The 22609-nt window shown below is 68.6% G+C and carries 22 protein-coding genes; 15 read left to right on the forward strand and 7 right to left on the reverse strand.

Features of this window, described 5'->3' with window-relative positions; genetic code table 11:
- The first annotated feature begins 25 nt into the window (after positions 1-25).
- Genes AC07ZS_RS14740 through AC07ZS_RS14755 form a run of 4 tightly spaced genes read left to right on the forward strand, consistent with a single transcriptional unit; the run spans position 26 to position 3583 of the window.
- A complete protein-coding gene (locus tag AC07ZS_RS14740) occupies positions 26-988 on the forward strand; it encodes a TRAP transporter substrate-binding protein (RefSeq protein WP_494799314.1) in 963 nt (320 codons plus the stop codon).
- Between the two features lie 8 nt (positions 989-996).
- The gene (locus AC07ZS_RS14745) at positions 997-1953 is read left to right on the forward strand and encodes a C-terminal binding protein (RefSeq protein WP_494799284.1); all 957 of its coding nucleotides are present in this window, start codon (positions 997-999) and stop codon (positions 1951-1953) included.
- A 24-nt stretch (positions 1954-1977) separates the two neighbouring features.
- Positions 1978-2637 carry an RraA family protein gene (locus tag AC07ZS_RS14750; protein WP_494799285.1) on the forward strand — a complete coding sequence of 220 codons (660 nt, stop codon included), beginning with the start codon at positions 1978-1980 and terminating at the stop codon, positions 2635-2637.
- Positions 2624-3583 (forward strand): sugar kinase, encoded by a 960-nt coding sequence (locus AC07ZS_RS14755; RefSeq protein ID WP_494799286.1) that lies wholly within the window; start codon positions 2624-2626, stop codon positions 3581-3583. The genes AC07ZS_RS14750 and AC07ZS_RS14755 overlap by 14 nt, the downstream gene beginning before the upstream one ends.
- A 7-nt stretch (positions 3584-3590) precedes the next feature.
- Here AC07ZS_RS14755 and AC07ZS_RS14760 read toward each other — a convergent pair whose 3' ends face one another.
- Positions 3591-4166 carry a mechanosensitive ion channel domain-containing protein gene (locus AC07ZS_RS14760; RefSeq protein ID WP_494799287.1) on the reverse strand — a complete coding sequence of 192 codons (576 nt, stop codon included), beginning with the start codon at positions 4164-4166 and terminating at the stop codon, positions 3591-3593.
- A 307-nt stretch (positions 4167-4473) separates the two neighbouring features.
- Between AC07ZS_RS14760 and AC07ZS_RS14765 the strand changes: the two genes are divergently transcribed.
- Genes AC07ZS_RS14765 through AC07ZS_RS14795 form a run of 7 tightly spaced genes read left to right on the forward strand, consistent with a single transcriptional unit; the run spans position 4474 to position 11470 of the window.
- The gene (locus AC07ZS_RS14765) at positions 4474-5853 is read left to right on the forward strand and encodes a CapA family protein (protein ID WP_494799288.1); all 1380 of its coding nucleotides are present in this window, start codon (positions 4474-4476) and stop codon (positions 5851-5853) included.
- A 32-nt stretch (positions 5854-5885) separates the two neighbouring features.
- Positions 5886-6881, forward strand: coding sequence for an ABC transporter ATP-binding protein (locus tag AC07ZS_RS14770; protein WP_494799289.1), 996 nt, complete (start codon positions 5886-5888; stop codon positions 6879-6881).
- Positions 6878-7819, forward strand: coding sequence for an ABC transporter ATP-binding protein (locus AC07ZS_RS14775; protein WP_494799290.1), 942 nt, complete (start codon positions 6878-6880; stop codon positions 7817-7819). Before AC07ZS_RS14770 ends, AC07ZS_RS14775 begins: the two co-directional genes overlap by 4 nt.
- A gap of 4 nt (positions 7820-7823) precedes the next feature.
- Positions 7824-8777: an ABC transporter permease gene (locus AC07ZS_RS14780; RefSeq protein WP_494799291.1), complete on the forward strand. Its 954-nt coding sequence runs from the start codon at positions 7824-7826 to the stop codon at positions 8775-8777.
- The gene (locus tag AC07ZS_RS14785) at positions 8774-9703 is read left to right on the forward strand and encodes an ABC transporter permease (protein WP_494799292.1); all 930 of its coding nucleotides are present in this window, start codon (positions 8774-8776) and stop codon (positions 9701-9703) included. The genes AC07ZS_RS14780 and AC07ZS_RS14785 overlap by 4 nt, the downstream gene beginning before the upstream one ends.
- Before the next feature lie 40 nt (positions 9704-9743).
- On the forward strand, positions 9744-10511 hold the full coding sequence (locus AC07ZS_RS14790; protein ID WP_494799293.1) for a hypothetical protein: 768 nt from the start codon (positions 9744-9746) through the stop codon (positions 10509-10511).
- On the forward strand, positions 10508-11470 hold the full coding sequence (locus AC07ZS_RS14795; protein ID WP_494799294.1) for a D-2-hydroxyacid dehydrogenase family protein: 963 nt from the start codon (positions 10508-10510) through the stop codon (positions 11468-11470). The genes AC07ZS_RS14790 and AC07ZS_RS14795 overlap by 4 nt, the downstream gene beginning before the upstream one ends.
- A 13-nt stretch (positions 11471-11483) precedes the next feature.
- On the opposite strand, the gene AC07ZS_RS14800 is transcribed toward AC07ZS_RS14795, so the two are convergent.
- Genes AC07ZS_RS14800 through AC07ZS_RS14810 form a run of 3 tightly spaced genes read right to left on the reverse strand, consistent with a single transcriptional unit; the run spans position 11484 to position 15383 of the window.
- On the reverse strand, positions 11484-12233 hold the full coding sequence (locus AC07ZS_RS14800; protein WP_494799295.1) for an ABC transporter substrate-binding protein: 750 nt from the start codon (positions 12231-12233) through the stop codon (positions 11484-11486).
- A 48-nt stretch (positions 12234-12281) separates the two neighbouring features.
- Positions 12282-13679 carry an MFS transporter gene (locus tag AC07ZS_RS14805; protein ID WP_494799296.1) on the reverse strand — a complete coding sequence of 466 codons (1398 nt, stop codon included), beginning with the start codon at positions 13677-13679 and terminating at the stop codon, positions 12282-12284.
- A 24-nt stretch (positions 13680-13703) separates the two neighbouring features.
- On the reverse strand, positions 13704-15383 hold the full coding sequence (locus AC07ZS_RS14810) for a peptide ABC transporter substrate-binding protein (protein WP_494799297.1): 1680 nt from the start codon (positions 15381-15383) through the stop codon (positions 13704-13706).
- Between the two features lie 121 nt (positions 15384-15504).
- Between AC07ZS_RS14810 and AC07ZS_RS14815 the strand changes: the two genes are divergently transcribed.
- The 4 genes from AC07ZS_RS14815 to AC07ZS_RS14830 all read left to right on the forward strand — a co-directional run bounded on the left by AC07ZS_RS14815 (position 15505) and on the right by AC07ZS_RS14830 (position 19397).
- The gene (locus AC07ZS_RS14815) at positions 15505-16422 is read left to right on the forward strand and encodes a LysR family transcriptional regulator (RefSeq protein ID WP_494799298.1); all 918 of its coding nucleotides are present in this window, start codon (positions 15505-15507) and stop codon (positions 16420-16422) included.
- Between the two features lie 191 nt (positions 16423-16613).
- Positions 16614-17576: a porin gene (locus tag AC07ZS_RS14820; protein ID WP_494799299.1), complete on the forward strand. Its 963-nt coding sequence runs from the start codon at positions 16614-16616 to the stop codon at positions 17574-17576.
- Positions 17577-17617: 41 nt separating this feature from the next.
- Positions 17618-18544, forward strand: a complete 927-nt coding sequence (locus AC07ZS_RS14825) for a PDR/VanB family oxidoreductase (protein ID WP_494799300.1) — start codon at positions 17618-17620, stop codon at positions 18542-18544.
- Between the two features lie 40 nt (positions 18545-18584).
- Positions 18585-19397 (forward strand): DUF72 domain-containing protein, encoded by an 813-nt coding sequence (locus tag AC07ZS_RS14830; RefSeq protein WP_494799301.1) that lies wholly within the window; start codon positions 18585-18587, stop codon positions 19395-19397.
- Here AC07ZS_RS14830 and AC07ZS_RS14835 read toward each other — a convergent pair.
- The 3 genes from AC07ZS_RS14835 to AC07ZS_RS14845 are packed head-to-tail and all read right to left on the reverse strand — an operon-like array spanning position 19394 to position 22569.
- Entirely contained in the window at positions 19394-20521 is a 1128-nt protein-coding gene (locus tag AC07ZS_RS14835) for a Gfo/Idh/MocA family protein (protein WP_494799302.1), read from the reverse strand. The two genes, AC07ZS_RS14830 and AC07ZS_RS14835, sit on opposite strands and share 4 nt — an antisense overlap.
- Positions 20518-21585, reverse strand: a complete 1068-nt coding sequence (locus tag AC07ZS_RS14840) for a sugar phosphate isomerase/epimerase family protein (RefSeq protein ID WP_494799303.1) — start codon at positions 21583-21585, stop codon at positions 20518-20520. The genes AC07ZS_RS14835 and AC07ZS_RS14840 overlap by 4 nt, the downstream gene beginning before the upstream one ends.
- A gap of 21 nt (positions 21586-21606) precedes the next feature.
- Complete coding sequence (locus AC07ZS_RS14845; RefSeq protein ID WP_494799304.1) at positions 21607-22569, reverse strand: substrate-binding domain-containing protein; 963 nt, start codon at positions 22567-22569, stop codon at positions 21607-21609.
- Positions 22570-22609: the final 40 nt, after the last annotated feature.

Below are 22609 nucleotides of genomic sequence, written 5' to 3' on the forward strand. Positions count from 1 at the left end.
GGGGGCGGGGGCCCCCGCCTCCCTGCTGGCGTTCGGCGCCGGCCCCGCGTTCGCGCAGAAGGTGCTGAAGTACACGCATTACCAGCCGGCCGGCAACGACCAGCCCAAGCACGCCGCCGCGCTCGCGTTCAAGGACCACGTGGAGAAAGCCACCAACGGCTCGCTCAAGGTCGAGCTGTACCCCGCCGGCCAGCTGGGCCCGGCGCAGCAGGTCATGGAAGGCCTGCGCCTGGGCACGGTCGAACTCGCCGTGGTGCACGACGGCGGCATTCCCGGCGTCTACAAGACCTTCAACATCTTCGGCCTGCCCTTCCTCTTCAACGACCACGCGCACGCTTACGCCGTGCTCGACGGCAAGTTCGGCCAGGAGCTGGCCGAGGACATGCGCAAGCGCACCGGCATCCGCCTCATGGGCTACGCCGACAACGGCATCCGCCACTTCACCAACAACAAGCGCGCCATCAAGACCCCCGAGGACATGAAGGGTCTGAAGATCCGTGTGCAGCCCAGCCCGGTGTTCGTGAAGCTGGTCGAGTCGCTGGGCGCCAGCCCCACCGCGATCGACTGGGGCGAACTGCCCGCCGCGCTCGCGCAAGGCACGGCTGACGGCCAGGAAAACGGCGTCACCAACATCATGGCCGCCAGCCTGTTCCAGCACCAGAAACACATCACGCTGGACGGCCACGTGTACAGCCTGCACGCCTACATGGTCAGCGAGCGCTTCTTCAACGGCCTGAATGCCACCGAGAAGAAGGCCGTGACCGAAGGCGTGGACATCGCCAAGAAGATCCACCGCGACATGACGCGCGCGCAGGACCTCTCGGCCAAGAAGGTGCTGACCGAAAAAGGCATGACGGTGACCGAACTCACCCCGGCCGAGATCGACCGCTTCCGCAAGGTCGCCCAGCCGCCGGTGCGCGCCTACCTCGAAGCCGAGGTGAGCAAGGAGTGGACCGAGAAGCTGCTGCAAGCCGCTGCCGCCAAGTGAGCGACGGGGTGACGCAAGACCGCCTGGTGGTGGCCCTGGACGACGGCTACGCCGCCTACGACCAGGAAGAGGCCCTGCTGGGCGCCGAGGGCGCGCGCTTCGAGGTGCGCCCCTGCCGCCGCGACGAAAACGCGGCGGCGGCCTCGGTGGTGGACGCCGACGTGGTGCTGGTGCGCGAGTCGCCGGTGTCGCGCCGGGTGATCGACGCCATGACCCGCTGCCGCGCGGTGATCCGCTACGGCATCGGCGTGGACAACATCGACCAGGCCGCCGCGCGCGAGCGCGGGATCATGGTGGCCAACGTGCCCGACTACGGCACCGACGAGGTGAGCTCGCAGGCCGTGGCGCTGGCGCTGGCCGTCTCGCGCCGCATCGGCCTGCACGACGCCGAGGTGCGCGCCGGCCGCTGGTCCACCGGCGTGCTGCAGCCCATGTTCCGGCTGCGCGGGCGCACGCTGGGCCTGGTGGGCTTCGGCCGCATCGCGCGCATGACGCTGGAGAAGCTGGCCGGCTTCGGTTTCGGCCGCGTGCTGGTGCACGACCCCAAGAGCGACATGCCCCCGGGCGTGGAGCGCACCGACCTCGACACCCTGTTCGCTGAGGCCGACGTGATCTCGCTGCACGCGCCGCTCAACGGGCAGACCAAACACATGGTGGACGCGCGGCGCATCGCGCTCATGCGGCCCACCGCCATCCTGGTGAACACGGCGCGCGGTGGCCTGGTGGACACGCAGGCGCTGTACGAGGCTTTGCGCGAGCGCCGCATCCTCGGTGCGGGGCTCGACGTGTTCGAGCAGGAGCCGCCGGGCGCGCACCCGCTGTTCGGCCTGGACAACGTGGTCGTGACCAACCACATGGGCTGGTACAGCGAAGAGGCCATGCGCGAACTGCAGCTCAAGACGGCGCAGGAGGCGGTGCGCGTGCTGCGCGGAGAACAACCCTTGCACTGGCTCAACCGCTGGTGATTTTTTTGATTGAACGGAGAAACGATGAACAAGGAATTGAAGGAGCTGGTCGACGGCTTCAACCAGGTGGCTGTGGCCTCGGTGGCCGACGCGGTGGACAAGGTCTGCGGAAAACGCGGCTACATGGACACGCCGATCAAGCCGCGCATCAACGACAAGCGCCTCTGCGGCCCCGCCGCCACCGTGCTCGAATCGGCGACCGATGAATTCGTGCCGCCCCAGCACGCGCTGGACCTGATCGACGAAGCCGAACCCGGCAGCGTGATCGTGATCGCCATCGAAGGCGGCCAGCCCGACGTGGCGGTGTGGGGCGGCCTCATGACGGCCGGCGCCGTGGCCAACGGCCACGCCGGTGCGGTGCTGGACGGCGGCGTGCGCGACCTCACCGAGATCCGGCGCGACTACGGCTTCCCGGTCTATGCCCGCGACGTGAGCCCCGGCACCACGCTGGGCCGCTACCGCACGGTGGCGTCCCAGGTTCCGGTGCGCGTGGGCGGCATCGTGGTGCACCCGGGCGACATCCTGGTCGGCGATGTGGACGGCGTGGTCGTGGTGCCGCGCGCCCGGGCCGCCGAGGTGCTGGCCGCGTCGCGCGAGATCGACGAGCGCGAGCTGGAGCAGGCCAAGCTCATCATGGCCGAGAAGTCGCTGCGCAAGGGCCTGGCCAAATATGGCCGCATCTGAGGCACCCAGCCACGCCGGGGCCGCGCAGATCGTGGCCCTGGGCGAGGCCATGGTCGAGTTCAACCAGACCGGGGAGAACGGCGGGCGCAGCTACCTGCAGGGCTTCGGCGGCGACACCTCCAACTTCGCCATCGCCGCCGCCCGCCAGGGCGCGCGCGTGGCCTATGTGAGCGCGCTGGGCGACGACCCCTACGGCGCCCTGCTGCGCCGCCTGTGGGACGAGGAGGGCGTGGACCACCGCCACGTGCTCACCGACCCGGCGGCCTTCAGTGCCATCTACTTCGTGACCCACAACGGGCAGGGCCACCACTTCAGCTTCTTCCGCAGCGGCTCGGCCGCGAGCCGGCTCACGCCGGCCATGCTGCCGCGCGCGCCGATCGAGACGGCGCGCGTGCTGCACCTCTCGGGCATCTCGCTGGCGATTTCACCGAACGCCTGCGACGCCGGTTACGCCGCCATCGAATGCGCGCGCGCCGCCGGGGCCTGGGTGTCGTTCGACACCAACCTGCGGCTCAAGCTGTGGTCGGTGGAGCGCGCGCGCGCCGTCATGACGGACGTGATCGGCCTGAGCGACATCTGCCTGCCGAGCTACGACGACGTGGTCGCCATCACCGGCCTGCGCGAGCCCGATGCTCTGGTGGACCACTGCCTGCGCCTGGGCGCGAAGACGGTGGCGCTCAAGATGGGCGAGCAAGGCGCGATCGTGGCCACGGCCGGCGAGCGCCACCGCATCGCGCCGGCGCACTGCCGGCCGGTGGATGCCACGGGTGCGGGCGATGCCTTCGGCGGGGCTTTCGTGGCACGGCTGGTGGCGGGCGACGACCTGCCCACCGCCGGGCGCTACGCCGCCACGGTGGCCGCACTCTCCACCGAGGGCTATGGCGCGGTGGCGCCGATTCCGCACGCTGCGCGCGTGCGCGAGGTGCTGGCCGCCGCCATGGCGTGAGCGCCGCTCAGTCCAGCAGCGAACGCACCACCGACTCGCGCGTGCGCAGCCGCGTGGTGCGCTGGAAGAACAGGCTGTTGGGCACGCGCAGGTAGGACGGCTCGGCGTCGGCCGGGGTGTCTTCGCGCAGCGTGGTGTAGATCAGGTTGATGTCCATCACCTCGCCGGCCAGGCCGGGCTTGTCGCCGCCTTCGAGCAGCTCGATGCGGTCGTGCAGGCCGAACGGGCGCGAGGTGAAGATCAGCACCGCGCAGAAGATGTTGGAGAGCACGCTCCAGGCCGCGAAGAAGGCGATGGCGCCCACGGTGGCGAAGCCGGTGAAGGCGGTCCAGATCACCATGCCGGAGACGCCCACGCGGTCCAGCACCAGCAGCAGGGCGGCGCCGAACAGCAGGAAGGTGACCACGCGACGGCCCCCGATCACCAGTTCCAGCGGCAGCCGGTGATCCTCCCCCACACGGGTGATGAGGCGGTGCAGCAGCGAGCGCAGCAGCAGCGCCACGAAGACGATCAGCGCGATCTGCAGCGCGATGGTGATGACGTCGATGAAGGGGTGGGCGTAGGCGGGGAGAACGTCTTTCATGGGATGGCGGCAGTCAAGGTCGGGAAACCCCGAGCTTATGGGGCCCGGACGACCACCGTCATCGACCGCCTTGTTTTGAATACCTTCAAAGACTCCACCCTGTGCAGATCTCGTACAGGTATTCTATAAAGCTATAACTGATACAGCCTGAATGGGGCTCCGGATCGGGGCCGGCTCCACATAATCGCGCCCTGAAGCCCTCAGCACCCGCTGACTTCTCAACCAACGCAGCGCGGCGATCTCTCGCACGCGCTTTGACACACAGACAATCGCGGCCCGTTCCCCGGGCGCGAACCGGAGCACAACAATGGCCTCTCCCAAACTGACCTGGAATATCGCGCTGGCGGGCGAATGCATGGCGGCCCGTCCCTTCTCGGTGCATGACGACGAAGAGTCGATGCGCGTCATCAACCTGCTGCGTGGCGCGGACCTGACCTACGCCCACCTGGAGATGAACCTGGCGCACAGCCGCGAACTGGAATACCCCAACCGCGGCGACTGGCTGGGCAGCTTCATGATGGCCGACCCCGCCGTGGCGCGCGACCTGAAGTGGGCGGGTATCGACATCATGTCCCTGGCGCACAACCACAGCCTGGACTTCGGACCCGCCGGCATGCTGGCGACCAAGAAGCACCTGCAGGAAGCGGGCGTCGAGGCCGCGGGCACCGGCCTGGACCTCGAAGAGGCCCGCGAGCCGGCCTACCTTGAAACCCGCCATGGCCGCGTGGCGCTGATCTCCACCACCTCGGGCAACAAGCCCAACGAATGGGCCAGCCTGGGCAAGGGCGGCTACAAGGGCCGCCCCGGCATCAACCCCTTGCGCGCCAGCTTCAACTACGTGCTGACGCAGGAAGCGGCCGAGCAGATGAAGGCCATCGCGCGCGAGCTGGACGTGCTGCGCCAGGCCGATGGCTCCACCATGGGCACCGGCCTGAAGGCCGAGGAGTTCAGCTTCCAGATGCCGGGCGACCAGTCCACGCGCGGCTCCAACGTCTTCACCGCCGGCGATCACTTCGAGATCCAGAGCCGCTGCCACCCACGCGATCTGGCGGGCAACCTGCGTTCGATCGACGAAGCCAAGAAGATGGCCGACCTGGTGATCGTGGCGCACCACTACAACATCGCCGACGGCAAGCGCCGCGAGAAGGTGCCGATGTTCGTGCGCGAATTCGCCCACGCGGCGATCGACGCCGGCGCGGACATCTATGTGGCGCACGGCTGGCACTGGACGCTGGGCATCGAGATCTACAAGGGCAAGCCCATCATTTACGGCACCGGCAACTTCTTCGCCCAGTCCGAGTTCATCCGCCGCGTGCCCTACGACAGCTACGAAAGCTGGGGCCACGACATGGACCGCCTGCCCACGCTCAACCCGGCCGACCACCCGCTGCACCCGGGCCTGGACACCCACAACGAAGCCTGGTGGGCGTCTGCCCTGATGAGCCTGGAGATGAAGGACGGGAAGTTCGTCAGCATGACGCTGCACCCGGTGGAGATGGGCCGCACGGCCCGCGAAGGCACCATCACGCGCCAGACCGGTCAGGGCGAGCATGCGCTGACCGACGGCCGCCCCCTGCTCGCGACGGGCGAGACGGCCGAGCGTGCCCTGGGCCGGATCCAGCGCCTGTCGAAGAATTTCGGCACGGAAGTGACGATCGAGAACGGTGTGGGCGTCATTCGCTTCTGAGGCTGAAACAATCCTGAGTCAGGAGGACTTTCATGTCACAGAAGCTGGTGATGCCAGAAGCCGCGGCCCCGCCCGCCCTCGAGGTGGGCGGCCTCACCGTGGCGTTCGAGAAGCAGGGACGCCGCGTGGAGGTGGTCTCCGGCGTGTCCTTCTCGATCGCCGCCGGCCGCACGCTGGGTGTGGTGGGCGAGAGCGGTTGTGGCAAGACCATGACCTCGCTGGCCGTCATGGGCCTGGCACCGTCCAATGGACTGGTGTCGGGGTCGATCCGCCTGGCCGGCCAGGAGATGGTGGGCGCCGCCGAGCGCGTCTGGGCGGACAGCCGTGGTGCCCGTGCCGCGATGGTCTTCCAGGAGCCGATGAGCGCGCTCAACCCGGTCATGACGATCGGCCGCCAGATCGCCGAGGTGCTGGTGCGGCACCGCCGCCTGGGCTGGCGAGAAGCCCACGAGCAGGCCGTGGAGGCGCTGGCATCGGTGGGCATTCCCTCGCCCGCGTTGCGGGCCAAGGACTACCCGCACCGGCTCTCCGGCGGCATGCGCCAGCGGGCCATGATCGCCATCGCCCTGGCGTGCCGGCCGGCCGTGCTGGTGGCCGACGAGCCCACCACCGCGCTGGACGTGACCATCCAGGCGCAGGTGCTCGACCTGATGGTGGAGATGCAGGAGCGCCTGGGCATGGCGATCCAGTTCATCAGCCACAACCTCGCGGTGATCTCGGAGATCGCCGACGAGATCGTGGTGATGTACGCGGGCAAGGTGGTGGAGAAGGCGCAGGCCGATGACCTCTTCACCTCCCCGCTGCACCCCTACACCCGCGGGTTGATCGAGACCCTGCCCGATCCCCAGCGCCGCGTGGCCCGCCTGCCGGTGATTCCGGGTGCGGTGCCCAAGCTGGACGTCGATTTCCGGGGCTGCCGGTTCGCCGGCCGCTGCCGGCTGGCCGACGACCATTGCCGCGCGGTGTCTCCCGAGCTGGAACTGCACGCAGCCGACCACTGGGTTGCCTGCCACAAGGTGGACGTATGAGTGTGTTGCTGGATATCGATTCGATGTGCGTCCACTTCAAGGTGGGCGCGGGTTTGTTCAAGCCGGGCAAGACCCTGCGCGCGGTGGAGAAGGTCAGCCTGAAGATCGGCGAGAACGAAACGCTGGCCCTGGTGGGTGAAAGCGGCAGCGGCAAGACCACGCTGGGTCGGGTGGTCGCCGGGCTGGAGGTGCCCACGGCGGGCCAGGTGCGTTTTCGGGGCGAACGGATCCAGTCCTCGGGCAAGATCCAGATGGTCTTCCAGGACCCGTTCTCCGCGCTGGACCCGCGCATGCTGGTGGGCGACATCGTGGCCGAGCCCTTGCGCCTGCTGGGCGAGGGCACGGCAGCGCAGCGGCGCGAGCGCGTGCGCGCCATGATCGAGCAGGTGCGCCTGCCCGCCGACGCGGCCGACCGCTACCCGCACGAGTTCTCGGGCGGGCAGCGGCAGCGCATCGCGATCGCCCGTGCGCTGATCTCCAACCCCGAGCTGATCGTCGCCGACGAGCCGCTGTCGGCGCTGGACGTGTCGATCCAGAGCCAGGTGCTCAACCTGATCATGGACCTCAAGGACAGCCGCAAGCTGGCCCTGCTGTTCGTGAGCCACGACCTCGCGGTGGTGCACCACATCGCGGACCGCGTGGCGGTGCTCTACCTGGGCCGCCTGGTCGAGATCGCAGGCCGCGACGAGCTGTTCTCGCGGCCCAGCCACCCCTACACCCGGGCCCTGCTGGATGCGGCCCCCCGCATCGGGGCGCGCCGCCAAAGGGGCGCATCGACCCTGAAGGGCGAAATCCCCAGCCCCATCAACCCGCCCTCGGGCTGCGTCTTCCACACCCGTTGCCCCAAGGCCACCGACATCTGCCGCAGCGTCGAGCCCGTGCTCGAAGCGCTGTCCGATCGTTCCGGCCAGTGGGCCGCCTGTCATTTCAAGGAGTAGTGCATTGAGCAGCTATAGCCTACGTCGCACCGCCCAGGCCCTGCTGGTGGCCGTGATCATGTCGTTTGCCCTGTACAACATGATCTCGCTGCTGCCGGGCGATCCGGTGGACCTGATGCTGGAGGGCAATCCCTCCCTCACGCCCGAGCTGGTGGCCCAGATGCGCCAGCTCCATGGTGTCGACCAACCGGTGCTCACCCGCTACTGGAGCTGGCTGAACAGCCTGGCCGCGGGGGACATGGGGTACTCCAACACCCATTTCAAGCCGGTCTCCGCCGTTTTGGCGCCGGCGCTGGTGCAGACCTCCAAGCTGATGATCCTGACCTTCGTCATCAGCGTGACGGCCTCCATCGTGCTGGGCTGCATCGCGGCCATGAAGCCCGGGGGGTGGCTCGACAACGTGATCAGCTTCGTGGCCTTCGCCTGCATCTCCTCGCCGGCGTTCTGGGTCGCGCTCATCTTCCTGATGGTGTTCGCCGTCAAGCTGCAATGGGTGCCCGCCACCGCGACCGCGCTGGACCCGGGCATGGGTTTCCTGCAGGAGCTGCGTTACCTGGTGCTGCCGGTGCTCACGCTCACCCTCTTCAGCATGGGCCAGTACATCCGCTACGTGCGGGCTTCGATGATCGAGACGCTGAACGCCGACTTCATCCGCACGGCCCGCGCCAAGGGGCTGAACCAATGGACAGTCATCAGCCGCCACGCCCTGCGCAACGCGCTGGTGCCCGTGGTCACGCTGATGGCGCTGAGTTTCGGCTCGCTGATGTCGGGTGCCCTGGTGGTCGAGACCATGTTCGGCATCCAGGGCATGGGCAAGGCGATCTACGACGCCGTCATGCACAAGGACTTCAACGTCGCCATGATCGGCGTGCTGTTCGCCACCCTCATCACCCTGTTCGCCAACCTGGTGGCCGACCTGGCCTACGGCTGGCTGGATCCGAGGATCTCTCTCAAATGACCACCAGCACGCTTTCTTCGGGCCACGCCGCCCCGCGTTCCATCTGGGCCACGCGCTGGCAGGCGCTGCTGCACCACAAGCCCGCCGCGATCTCCCTGGTGGTGCTGGTGCTGCTGGCGGTGTTCTGCTTCAGCGCGCCGCTGTACGGTGCGCTGATGGGCATCGACCCCAACGCCTCCGACCTGTTCGAGCGCTACAGCGAACCCAGTGCCCGGTACTTGCTGGGCACCGACGAGATCGGCCGCGACGTGCTGCTGCGCCTCATGTACGGCGGCCAGATCTCGCTCGCGGTGGGCGTGCTGGCCACGCTGTTCGGCGCCGTGATCGGCGTGGCCATCGGTGTGCTGGCGGGCTTCGTCGGCGGGCGCACCGACGCCTTCCTGATGCGCGCGACCGACTGCATGATCGCCCTGCCGCTGGTGCCGCTGCTGGTGGTGATGGCCGCCATCGACCTGAGCAAGCTGGGCGTGCCGCACGACCTGGCGCAAAGCCCGATGGTGTCGTTCTGGCGCATCGTGATCATCATCTCGCTGGTCGACTGGACCACCATCGCCCGCGTCGTGCGAGCCGGCACGCTGACCGTGCGTGGCCAGGACTATGTGCTCTCCGCCCGCGTCAGCGGCGGCAGCGGCCTCTACAACATCCTCACGCACGTGCTGCCCAATGTGGCCACGCCCATCATCGTGGCCTCCACGCTGACGGTGAGCCGCGTGATCCTGCTGGAGTCCACGCTCAGCTTCCTCGGCGTCGGGGTCATGCCGCCCACCCCCACCTGGGGGAACATGCTCAACAACGCGCAGGAACTCGCCACCACGGCGCCCATGCTCGCCGTGTACCCCGGCCTGCTGATCTTCGTGACCGTGATCGCGTTCAACTTCCTGGGCGATGGCCTGCGCGTGGCCTTCGACCCGCGTGCCGACCGCTGAAGGCGGCAGCAACCCCGCACATGACACAAGGAGAAGCCTGATGGCATTGGTGGCTCACGCAGACAAGGCGCTGCTCAACCGTTACAGCCCGCACTCGAATTCCAACTCGCGCACGCAGTTCATCGGCGAGGACCGGCACCGCGTGTCGGGCCAGCCCGAGCCGGGTGTGCTCTTTCCCATCGCCTACCTGGTGGAGCAAGGGCCCCACACCACGTTGCGGCCCCACTTCCATGTGGCCGACCAGTTCCAGGTGTTCGTGACCGGCGAGGGCCGGATCGGCACCCGGCAGGCCGCCGCCGGCCTGGGGCATTTCGTGGGCCCGTACTCCGGCTACGGCCCCATCGTCGGGGGCGAGACCGGCCTGTCCTACATGACGCTGCGCAACGCCTACGACGGCGGCGCCCAGTGGCTGCCCGAGAACAGCGCCAGCCTGCGCGCCCAGGGCGTGGCGCGCCGCGAAGCGACCTTCGAGGAGCGCTCGCCCAGCCCGGCCGAGCTGGCCGCGCAAGAGGGAGTGCGCATGACCACGCTGATGGCGCAGATGCCGGACGGCATGGCCGCGTGGTCGTACACGCTGGGGCCGAATGCCTCGGTGCAAGGGCCGGCGCCGGCCCTGGGCGGCGGGCAGTTCTGGCTGGTGATGGAAGGCCACCTGCTGCACGCGCAGGAGGGCGCCATGCCCCGGCTGTCGCTCGTCTTCGTGGCGCCCGACGAGGCGGCTTACACCGCCCAGGCGGGCGACGGCGGCCTGCATGTGTTCGTGCTGCAGTTTCCCGCGCGTGCTGCCGCTGCGGGCGAGGCACCGTGAAGCTGGCGCTGCTGGACGACTACCTCGACGTGGCCCGCCAGCTCGTCGACTGGCGCGCGGTGGAAGACCGTTGCGAGATGGTGGTGATCCACCGCAAGCTGGCCGACGAAGACGAGCTGGTCTCGGTGCTCGCGGACGTGGACATCGTCTGCACCCTGCGCGAGCGCACCGCGTTTCCGGCGTCGGTGCTGGCGCGCCTGCCGAAGCTGAAGTACATCGCCGTGACCGGCATGCGCTACGACTGTGTGGACGTGGCCGCGGCCACCGCGCGCGGCATCGTGGTGTCGAACTCGGAAGTGACCCGGGGCGGCGGCGGTGTGTCCGAGCTCGCCTGGGGCCTGGTGATCGCCGCCGCGCGCCACCTGGCGCACGACGATGCCGTGATGCGCCGGGGCGGCTGGCAGACCCGCATGGGCACCACGCTGAAAGGCAAGACCCTGGGCATCCTGGGCCTGGGCCGCATCGGCGGCCGCATGGCGGCCTACGCTAAGGCGTTCGAGATGAACGTGATGGCCTGGAGCCCGCGCCTCACGCCCGAGCGCGCCGCGGTGGCGGGCGCGCAGTGCGTGCCGATGGACACCTTGCTGCGGCAGAGCGACGTGGTGAGCATCCACCTGCCGCTGGCCGAGGGCACGCGCCACCTGATCGGCTCGCGCGAGCTGGCGCTGATGAAGCCCGACGCGGTGCTGGTGAACACCGCGCGCGCGGCCATCGTGAACGAAGTCGCCTTGATCGAGGCGCTGCACAAGCGCGAGATCGGCGCGGCGGGGCTGGACGTGTTCGAGGTCGAGCCCTTGCCCGCAGACCATCCCTTGCGGCGGCTGGACAACACGGTGCTTTCGCCGCACATGGGCTATTTCACGCGCGAGATGCTGACCGTGTACTACGAGGACGCGGTGGAGGCGATCCTGGGCTTCCTCGACGGGCGGCCGATCCGGGTGGTCAACCGCGCGGCCTGACGGCGGCAGGGTTTCACGGACCGGTGTGCGGCGCGGCCGGGGCGACCGACGCGCCCTGGATGCCGTGCCGGTGCAGGGCGGCGGCCACGAACTCCGACGACTTCATGTCCTCCACGAAGCCGTGCAGGTAGCGCGCCGCGTCCGCGCCGCGGTCCTTGGGCAGGCCCATGGCCTGCTGGATCACCATGAAGCGGCCCGGCAACAGCCGCAAGCCCGGGTGGCGGTGCTGGTCCTGCTCCAGTTGCTGCTTGACGCCCGCCGCGACATCCAGCCCCTGGCGCACGAATTCGTCGACCACGGTGGGCGAGGTGGGCGCGCGAACGATCTCCGCGTGCCGGAGTTCGCGGGTGAGAAACAGGTCGTAGGCACTGCCCTTGCCCACGGTGACGCGCGTGCCCGGCCGGTCCACCTCGTCGTTGTGCTGCAGCGCCGAGTCGTTGCGCACCAGGTAGCTGCCTTCGATCAGCACGTAGGGCGCGGTGAACGCGATGCCTTCACCACGCAGCGGGTCGATTGCGAAGAAGCCGACATCGGCCGCGCCGTTGCGGACCGCCTCCACGGACTTGCCCGCGGCATCGAACACCACCAGCTCGATCTCGACCCCCAGCCGCTGCGCCAGGTGGCGCGCCAGATCCACCGAGACACCGCCCGGTTGCCCGGTGGCCGGGTCCTGGTTGGCGAGGATGGGGTTGCCCAGGTTGATGGAGGCGCGCAGACGGCCGGTGGGGGCGAAGGCCTGTTGCAGGGAGAGGGTTGCGGTCATGGCGGGTCGTGAACAAAGGTGGGTTGGAAAACAGGGACGAACCGGCGTTCATTCCCCGCGCATCTGGGCCCCGTCCTCCTGCTTCAGTCGCCGGAACCCGAGCACGCACAGCGTGGTCAGGCCGCCGATGGCGAAGAAGACGAACGAGAAGTCGATGGCCTGCAGCGTGGCCCCGGGTCCGGCGCGCAGCCGGCTGGCCAGCGCGAGCAAGGTGGAGCCGACGACCACGCCGAATGTCATCGACAGTTGGTGCACCATGGTAGCGGCCGTGGTGGCGTGGCTGGCCTGTTCGCGCGGGATGTCGCTGTAGCCCAGGCTGTTCAGGGCCACCATGGCCGTGGCGTTGCACAGGCCGCCCAGCAGCATCACGGCGAACATCACTTCCTGCGGCGTGCCCGCCGTGAACAGGCCGTAGCCCAGATAGCAGACGCTGGAGGCGAGCGTGGCGGCGATCAGCATGCTGCGAAAGCCGAAGCGGCGCAGCATCCACGACACCGTCGTCCGGCTGGAGAGCGAACCGATGGCGCCCGCGAAGGTCAGCAGGCCGGACTGCAGGGGCGACAGGCCGAAGCCGACCTGCATCAGCAGGGGCAGCAGGAACGGGGCGGCGCCGATGGCAATGCGCAGGGGCACGGCGCCCACGATGGCGGTGCGGTAGGTGAAGTGCCCGAAGACGCGCAGGTCGATCAGGGGATGGGGTGTGCGGGTGCTGTGCCAGCGGTAGGCACCCAGGGCGCCCAGGCCCGCACCGATGACGGCGGTGGTCTGGGCCGGCGAGAGCAGGCTCTTGCCGCCCAGTTCCAGCCCGGCGATCACCGCCGCCAGCCCGCCTGCCAGCAGGGCGAAGCCCAGCGCATCGAAGGGCACGCGGGGGTTGTGACGGGGGTGGGGCGTGTCTTCGGGCAGCATGCGCCACGCCAGGAACACGCCCAGCAAACCCAGGGGCAACTGCACGGCGAAGATCCAGCGCCAGGACACCAGTGTGACGATGGCCCCACCCACCAGCGGGCCTGCCAGGCGGGCGACCGTGCCCGGCACCGTGAACCACACCATCGCACGGATCATCTGCAGCGGCTCGACGTTGCGCAGCAGGATGAGGCGGCCCACGGGCACCATCATCGCGCCACCCATGCCCTGCAGCAGCCGGCAGACCACCAGCTCGGGCAGGTTGCGCGAGAAGCCGCAGAGCAGCGAGCCCAGCGTGAAGCAGGCGATGGCCAGGCAGAACAGGCGTTTGGGGCCCCAGCGTTCGGCGAGCCAGCCGCTGACCGGCAGAAACAGCGCCAGGCTGAGCAGGTAGCCCGTGATCGCCAGGTTCAGGTGCAGGACGGGAACGTCCAGCGAACGCGCCATGGAGGGCAGGGCGGTGGCCAGCACGGTCGAGTCCAGGTTCTGCAGGAACATCGGCCATGCCACCACCAGCGGGAGCCAGCGCGCCACGCTCATGGGGCGCTCACACGCGGCGGCGCGTCATTTCCGGCGCCATTCCTCGGCCCAGTTGGTGGGCTGGTCGAAGCGGGAGACGTCCATGCCGGAGAAGTCGTTGGGCGCGACCCACGCGGTGGCGTAGAAGTACATCGGCAGGATGGGCAGTTCATCGGCGGCAATGCGCTGGATCTTGGCCCAGGCGGCCTTCGCGGCCGCAGGTTGCAGCGCGGACTCGGCCTCGGCGACGGCCGCGTCCATCGCGGGGCTGGCGTAGCCGGAGAAGTTGTTGCCGGTCCATTCGTTCTTGTCGGTGGGGATGCCCTCGCTGCCCAGGAACAGCGCGGGCGAGGTCGACGGCGGGAACTGGATCGACGACAGGCTCATGCCGTTGAACTGGCGCTTGCGCATCTCTTCGCCATTGAACACCGCGATCGGCGCCTGCTTCACGGCCAGGTTGATGCAGATCGCCTTGAGCTGATTCTGCATGACCTGGGCGATCTGCAGGCGGGTCTGGTTGCCGGCCGTGGTGACGAGGTCGAACGCCATCTTCTGGCCGGCCTCGTTCACGCAGATGCCGTCGGGGCCGGGCTTCCAGCCCGCTTCGGCCATGAGCGCGCGGGCTCGGGCCAGGTCGTGGGTGTAGCGCGGCACATCGGGGCTGTGGTTCACGCTGGTCGGGACCACGATGCTGTGCGCCACCGGCTGCAGCTTCTCGAACAGGCGGGCGCTGATGGCTTCGCGATCGATCGCGTGGGCAATGGCCTTGCGCACCCGCACATCGGCCAGCAAGGGGTTCTTGAGCTGGAAGGCCACGCGTTCGAGGTTGTAGCCCGGGCCCACAGGGAAGCTGAAGCGGCCGGCGTTTTCCTTGCGCAGCGTGAGCATCTGCGTGAAGCTGATGCCGCCCGGGCTCACCGGCACCGCGTCGAGGTCGCCGGAGAGCAGGTTCTGCACCAGGGCGGTGGCGCTGCTGCGGTAACTCAGCACCACCTTCGGGATCTGCACCTTGTCGCGCCAGTGCTTGTTGGCCACCAGCGTCACCTGGGCGCCCAGCTGCATGGAGGACACGACGTAGGCGCCGTTCCACAGACCCGGGTTGGTGGAGTCGCGGTTGTACAGGCTCTGCTTGGCGTACTCGTCCGGCGTCTTGAACTTCTCGTAGATGGGGCCTTCCAGGTGCGCGGGCAGCACGTGGTCCCAGCTGTCGTAGCCCACGCCCACCTTGGGCAGGTGCAGCACGACGGTCTTGGCGTCGACGATGTCGACCTTGTTCGCGCGGGTCCAGGCGTTGTAGTTCGAGAAGCCGACGTTGCCGTCGTTGGCCATCTTCCAGGTGAAGGCGATGTCCTTGGCGCTGACCGGCGTGCCGTCGCCCCATTTGGCGTCTGGCCGCAGCTTGAGCGTGACCTGCATGCCTTTCTTGCCGCCGGGCAGGTCCACGATCTTGGCCATGCCGCTTTCCAGCGTGGGCTTGACCGTGCAGAGAATGCACACGCTCTGGCCCGAGGGGTCGAAGGCCGTGATGGGGCGCTGGATGAAGCCCATCAGGAACAGCTTGGTGTTGTTGACCTGGATGAGCGGGTGGGTGTTGGGCACGAACTGCAACTGGCCCACGACCAGCTGGCCGCTGTTCTGGGCCTGCGATGCCGCGGGCAGCAGCGCGAGCAGCGCCGCGGCGGCTGCCGTGGCCGCGAAGCGGCGCGAATCGGAAATCATGGTCATCTTGTCTCCTGCAAAAGTCTTGTATGGCTGTCCCCAGGGCGATTATGTTGTCGGCCCTGTCGCGGGGGCCTCAGGGCAAGCTGTATCAGTTATAGTTAAAAGGAATACGACAAGGCGAGACATGGACATCAAGCAGCTGCGGTATTTCGCGACCATTGCCCAGGTGGGCAGCTTCAGCCGCGCGGCCACGGTGCTGCGGGTGACGCAGCCCTCGCTGAGCAAGCAGATCAGCCTGCTGGAGGAGGCCCTTGGACGGCGCCTGTTCGTGAGGAATGGCCGCGGTGTCTCGCCGACGGAGGCGGGCCTGCGGCTGCAGCGGCACGCCCGCCGCATCCTCGACCAGCTCGCGGAAGCCGAAGCCGATGTGCGCGCCACCGGGGCGGGGCGTTTTGCGATCGGATTGCCCTACACCCTGGCCGCGACCATCGCCACCGAGCTGCTCTCCCGCCTGAGAAAGCTGGAACCCAGCGCCGATCTCGCCGTGATCCAGGGGCGGTCCACCTTCCTGGTGGACAGCCTGTGCACCGGTGCCATCGACGTGGCGATCACGTACACGCCGCCCGCCACGCCGCTGGTGGAGACCACGCCGCTGATCACCGAAGAGCTTTTCCTCATGGCCTCGCTGCGCAACGCCAAGGCGCTGGCCCGGAAAGGGCCTGTCACCCTGGCCGATCTGTGCGAGTTTCCGCTGATCGCACCCAGCCGCCCCAATGCGATCCGGGCCACGTTCGAAGAGGCCCTGCGGCGGGCCAGGAAGGTGCCCAAGGTCGCGATGGAAATCGACAACATCGAGACCATCATCGAGCTGGTGGCCAAGGGCGAGGGCTTTGCGGTGCTGTCCAACCTGTCGCGCAACCTCTCGCCGCACAAGCAGGACGTGGTGCCCTTGCCCATCGCGTCGCCCGGCCTGAAGAACGAGATCTGCATGGCGGTGTCCACGCGCGGCTCACTGTCGCAGGCCAACGGCCGGCTGGTCACGCTCACGGGTGAGATCGGGCGCGAGCTGCTGCTCGAAGCGGCCCACCGCCGTCAGGCCTGAGCCCCGCAACGGGGTTCCACCCATCGAACGGATGGGGAAGGTAGTCGCGGATTGAATAACTGATACAGCCTGCCGGGCGGTTTGCGGCGCGAGCGCCGTCAACATAATCCGCCCGCCGCACGGTCCGCGAGCCAGGCGCTCGGGCACCGGAGGTTTGTTCCATCCACCCGTTTTCGAGGAGACCTTCCCACATGAAAAAAACACTGATCGGCCTGGCCGCGCTGGGCGCGGTTGCGACCACAGGCGCCGCCTTCGCCCAATCCACCGTCACGCTGTCGGGCATCATCGACAACGGCCTGCAGAAGACCAGCTCGGGCCAGGCGCTGAAGATGACGCCCAGCCGCAGCGGCACCAGCAACTGGACGCTGAGCGGCTCCGAGGACCTCGGGGGTGGCCTGAAGGCCGTGTTCCAGGTCTCCACGTCCTTCAACAGCGACGACGGCACCACGGCCGCCAACGTGCTCGGCAACAACGGCATGTTCGTGGGCCTGAGCGGCGACTTCGGTACCGTTCGCGCCGGCCGTCCCGCGCACATCCTGTGGAGCAACGTGCTGTCGGCCAACGGCACCAAGGGCGTGTCGGGCTACGAGGCTTCCACCGCGCTCAACGTGCCGCAGAACTACGGCGTGTTCCAGGCCAACGCGGTGCAGTACCTGTCACCCTCGTGGGGTGGCTTGCGCGTGCAGCTGGAGTGGACACCGTCCGAATCTGACGCGGCGGCGGAGAACGACGGCTACGGCGTGGCGCTGCGCTACGACGCCGGCCCGGTGAGCGCTTCGTTCGTGAACTACCGCGCGCCCAAGGTGGGTGCGCCCAAGGGCGAGCCGGTCAACCAGCTTGGTGTGGCGTACGACTTCGGACCGGCCAAGGCCTTCTTCACGTACCGGGATCAGGCGGGTCTGGCGTCCACGCTGGACAACGCCTGGGTGGTGGGGGTCAACGTGCCGCTGGGCGCCGGCCTGGCCTATGCCCAGTACGGCGTGAGCGACCGCATCGGTGACGATGCCCGCCGCGTGAGCTTCGGCTACCGGTACTACCTGAGCAAGCGCACCACCTTCTACGTCAACGCCGGTCGTGCGAACGCCGCGGCCAATGTGGACGCCGCCGGCAAGTCGACCACCGGCTACGGCTTCGGCATGCAGCACAACTTCTGATGCCGGGGCCGGTCCCTCGAATCCAGGCGAGGGTTCACCACGTGGAGGAGATCGCGAAGGGCATCCGCTCTTACGAGTTCCGCCCCGTGGTGCCCGATGCCTTTCCGCCCACGGTGGCGGGTGCGCACATCGACCTGCACCTGATGCCCACGCTGACCCGCTCGTATTCGCTGTGCGGAAACCCCGGGGACGCCCAGGCGTACCGGGTGGCGGTGGCGCTGAATCCTCAGGGGGCGGGCGGTTCGAGGTACCTCTTTGAAGCGGTCGCGCCCGGCCGGTTGATCGAGATTTCGACGCCGGCCAACCACTTCAGCTTCCACCGCGAGGCGCCGTTTTCGGTCTTCGTGGCCGGCGGCATTGGCATCACGCCCCTGTGGTCCATGATCCAGGCGCTCAAGGGCCGATCGGCCCCGTGGGTCCTGCATTACGCCGCCCGCAGCAGGGCGCATGCGGCGTTTCACGGCGAGATCGAAAGCTTCGCCCGGGCGCACGGCGGAGCCATGGTTTTCTGTTCTGGCGACGATCCCGGGCGGCAACGGCTGGACCTCCCTCGCATCGTCGCCCAGGCGCCGCTGGGCGCGCATTTCTACTGCTGCGGCCCGAAGCGGATGATCGACGCCTTCGTGGCGGCGACGGCGAATCTGCCGCCCGAGCAGGTGCACATCGAGCACTTCGAAGGCGTGGGCGCTGCGGGTGGCGACAGGGCCTTCACCATCGAGCTGAGCCGTTCGGGTCGATGCCTGACGGTGCCGGCGGGGACGAGCATCCTGGACGCCGTCGAAGCGGCGGGCATCGAGGTCGCTTTCTCCTGCCGGGAAGGCATCTGCGGGGCGTGCGAAGTGAGGGTGCTCCGCGGTACGCCGGATCACCGGGATCTGGTGCTGTCTGCGAAAGAGCGGTCGAAAAATGAGAGCCTGATGATCTGCTGTTCGGGGTCCTTGTCCGACCGGCTGGTGCTGGATCTTTGATCGGGTAGAGTGGCAGACGTTTTTCCCGCAGGAGACGACCATGGCCACCGGCAAGAAGGCATCATCGGGCGCGATCCGCTCGGGCGTGGGCGGCTGGACCTATGAGCCCTGGCGCGACAACTTCTACCCCAAGGGCCTGGCGCACAGCAAGGAGCTGGCGTACGCCAGCACGCAGCTCACGGCCATCGAGGTCAACGGCACCTACTACAGCACCTTCAAGCCGCCCACCTTCGCCAAGTGGCGCGATGAGACGCCCGAGGGCTTCGTGTTCTCCCTGAAGGCCAACCGCTTCACCACCAACCGCCGCGTGCTGGCCGAAGCCGGCGAGTCCATCGAACGCTTCATCGGCAGCGGCCTGGGCGAACTCGGTCCCAAGCTCGGGCCGCTGGTGTGGCAGTTCGCGCCCACCAAGGTGTTCGATCCGGTGGATTTCGAGGCCTTCCTGAAGCTGCTGCCCAGCGAGGTGGATGGCCTGCCGCTGCGCCACGCACTGGACGTGCGGCACCAGAGCTTCCTGGACCCCGCCTACCTCGCGCTCGCGCGAAAGCACCGCTGCGCCACGGTGTTCACCGATTCGGACGACTACCCCTCGTTCGCCGATGTGACCGGCGACTTCGTCTACGCGCGCCTGATGCGAACCGACCCGAAGGTGAAGACGGGGTACGCGCCGAAGGCGCTGGACCGCTGGGCCGAGGCCGCGAAGACCTGGGCCGCGGGCGGTGAGCCGGCCGACGTGCCCCGCGTCGAAGGCGTGGGCAAGAAGGCCAAGGCCCGGGATGTGTTCATGTATTTCATCAGCGGCGCCAAGGAGCGCGCACCGGCCGCCGCGATGGCGCTGATCGAGCGCCTCTAGAGCCGCACCCAGCGCGCGTTCTGCCGGTGGCTGCTCAGCACGGCCTCGATGAAGGCCATGCCGTCCAGGCCGTCGAGCAGGCCGGGCATGTCCGCGCTGGTGTCACCGCGCCAGGCGCGGGCGAAATCCCGGTACAGCTCGGCGAAGGCCTCCAGATAGCCCTCGGGGTGGCCGGCCGGGACGCGGCCGGCGCCGGTGTGCGGTGCCATGCCCCGGCGCAATTGCTGCACCGGCCCGCCTTGCGGGGCGAAGCTCAGGAACTCGGGCTGCTCCTGGTCGAAGTGCAACGAGGCGCGTGTGCCGTAGACGCGCAGGCGCAGCGCGTTGCAGGCGCCGCTGGCGACCTGGCTGGCCCACAGCATGCCGCGCGCGCCGCCCTCGAAACGCAGCATGGCCTGCACGTGGTCGTCCAGCGCGCGGCCGGGCACGAAGCTCGTGAGTTCGGCCGACAGCTCCTGCACGCTCAGGCCGCTCACGCAGCGCGCCAGCTGGTAGGCGTGGGTGCCGATGTCGCCCAGCGCGCCGGCGGGGCCGGCGCGGTTCGGGTCGGCGCGCCATTCGGCCTGCTTGTTGCCTCTGCGTTCCACCGGCTCGCCCAGCCAGTCCTGCGCGTACTCCACCTGCACGATGCGCAGCTCGCCGAGTTCGCCGGCGGCCACGAGTTCGCGGGCCTGCCGCACCATGGGGTAGCCCGCGTAGGTGTGGGTGAGCAGGAACAGCAGGCCGCGCTCGCGCACCACCTGCGCGAGGGCTTTCGCCTCGGCCAGCGAGGTGGCGAGCGGCTTGTCGCAGATCACGTGGATGCCTTGCTCGGCGAAGGCGCGCGCCACCGGCACGTGCAGGTGGTTGGGCGTGACGATGGCAACGGCGTCGATGCCGTCCTCGCGCTGTGCCTCGGCCCGTGCCATGGCGGCGTAGTCGGCGTAGCTGCGCTCGGGCGCGATGTGCAGGTTCGCGGCGCTGGCGTGCGCGCGTTCGGGGGTGGACGAGAGCGCGCCGGCCACGAGCTCGAACTGGTCGTCGAGGCGCGCGGCGATGCGGTGGGCCGCGCCGATGAAGCTGCCGTCGCCGCCGCCCACCATGCCCAGGCGGATGCGCCGCGTCGCGCGCTCGCCGGTGCTCATGGCGTGCCCCGGTTCAGGCCCAGCAGGGCGGCCAGGGTGGCGGGGTCGCCCGCGCTTGCGGCGAAGTCGTCGAAGGCGCGGTCGGCCACGCGGATGAGGTGCTCGCGGATGAAGGCCGCGCCTTCGCGCGCGCCGTCTTCTGGGTGCTTGAGGCAGCACTCCCACTCCAGCACGGCCCAGCCGGCGTAGTCGTATTGCGCCATCTTGGAGAAGATGCCCTTGAAGTCCACCTGGCCGTCGCCGAGCGAGCGGAAGCGCCCGGCGCGGTCGATCCAGTTCGAGAAGCCGCCGTACACGCCCTGCTTGCCGTTGGGGCGGAACTCGGCGTCCTTCACGTGGAAGGCGCGGATGCGCTCGTGGTAGTGGTCGATGAAGGCCAGGTAGTCGAGCTGCTGCAGCACGAAGTGGCTGGGGTCGTAGAGGATGTTCGCGCGCGGGTGCTGGCCCACGGCGTCGAGGAAGCGTTCAAAGGTGATGCCGTCGTGCAGGTCTTCGCCGGGGTGCAGCTCGTAGCAGACGTCCACGCCGGCCGCGTCGAAGGCGTCGAGCACCGGGCGCCAGCGTTTCGCGAGTTCGGCGAAGGCGGCTTCCATCAGGCCGGGCGGTCGCTGTGGCCAGGGGTAGAGGTAGGGCCAGGCCAGCGCGCCCGAGAAGCTGGCATGGGCTTTCAGGCCCAGGCGCTGCGAGGCCTTCGCGGCCAGCAGCAGCTGCTCATGCGCCCAGGCCGTGCGTGCCGTGGGGTTGCCGCGCACATGGGGCGCGGCGAAGGCGTCGAACTGCAGGTCGTAGGCCGGGTGCACGCAAAGCAGCTGGCCCTGCAGGTGGGTGGAGAGTTCGGTGATCTGCAGGCCGTGCGCGGCGAGTCGGCCCTTCACCTCGTCGCAGTAGGTGTCGCTGGTGGCGGCGCGCTCGAGGTCGAAGATCGCCTCATCGCTGGTGGGGATCTGCACCCCTTTGTAGCCCAGCGAGGCGGCCCAGCCGGCCAGGCCGTCGAGCGTGTCGAACGGCGCGGCCGTGCCGATGAACTGGGCCAGGAAGATCCCGGGTCCCTGGATGGTTTTCATGGGATTCCTCCTGGCGCGGACTCAGAACGGCGAGTCGGGGAAGTAGAAGTCTTTGGCGTTCGCCTTCGTGATCAGCACCGAGGGCACGATGGTCGAGGCTGGCAGCTTCTCGCCCTTCTTGCGCGCCAGCGCGGTCATCTTGATGGCGTCGTAGAGGAACTTGGGCGAGTAGGACACGTTCGCCTGGATCAGCGGATTGGTGCCGTCCATCAGGGTCTTGACCATGGCTTTGGCACCGGCGCCACCGAAGACGATCTTGATGTCCTTGCGCTTGGCCTGCTCGATCGCGCGCAGCACGCCGAAGGCCATGTCGTCGTCGGCCGCCCACACGGCGTCGATCTCCTTGAAGCGGGTCAGGAAGTCCTGCATCACCTTGAAGGCGTCGTCGCGGTTCCAGTTGCCGTGCTTGGCGTCGAGCACCTTGATGCCGGGGTGGTTCTTCATCACCGCGTTGAAGGCGTCCATGCGCTCGTTGTCGATGGTGGTGGGGATGCCGCGCAGCGCGACGATGTTGCCCTTGCCGTTGAGCGCCTTGGCGAGGTACTCGGCCGGCACCTTGCCGAAGGCGGTGTTGTCGCCCGAGACGTAGGCGTCCTGCGCGCTGGTGTCGGTGAGGCCGCGGTCGACCACCGTCACGTAGACGCCCTTGGCCTTGACCTGCTGCACCGGTCGGGTGAGCGCGGCGGACTCGAAGGGCAGGATCACCAGCGAGTCGATCTTGGTCGCGGTGACCAGGTCCTGCAGCTGGTTGGCCTGTTCGGGTGCGCCGCTGGCGGTCTTGATCGTGACTTTGATGTTGGGGTCCTTCTCCAGCTCTTTCTTGGCTTCGTTGGCCCAGTACACCAGGCCGGCGGCGAAGCTGTGGGTGGCGGCCGGGATGGCCACGCCCAGGTTCACCTTGTTCTGGGCCTGTGCCAGCAGCGGGCTGGCCATGCCCAGCGCGGCCACGGCGGCCAGCGCGAGCAGACGGGAACGGTACTTCATGCTTGTCTCCTTGATGTGATGCTGACAGGGAAAGAAAGAA

The sequence above is a fragment of the Hydrogenophaga sp. GW456-12-10-14-TSB4 genome (assembly GCF_059424305.1).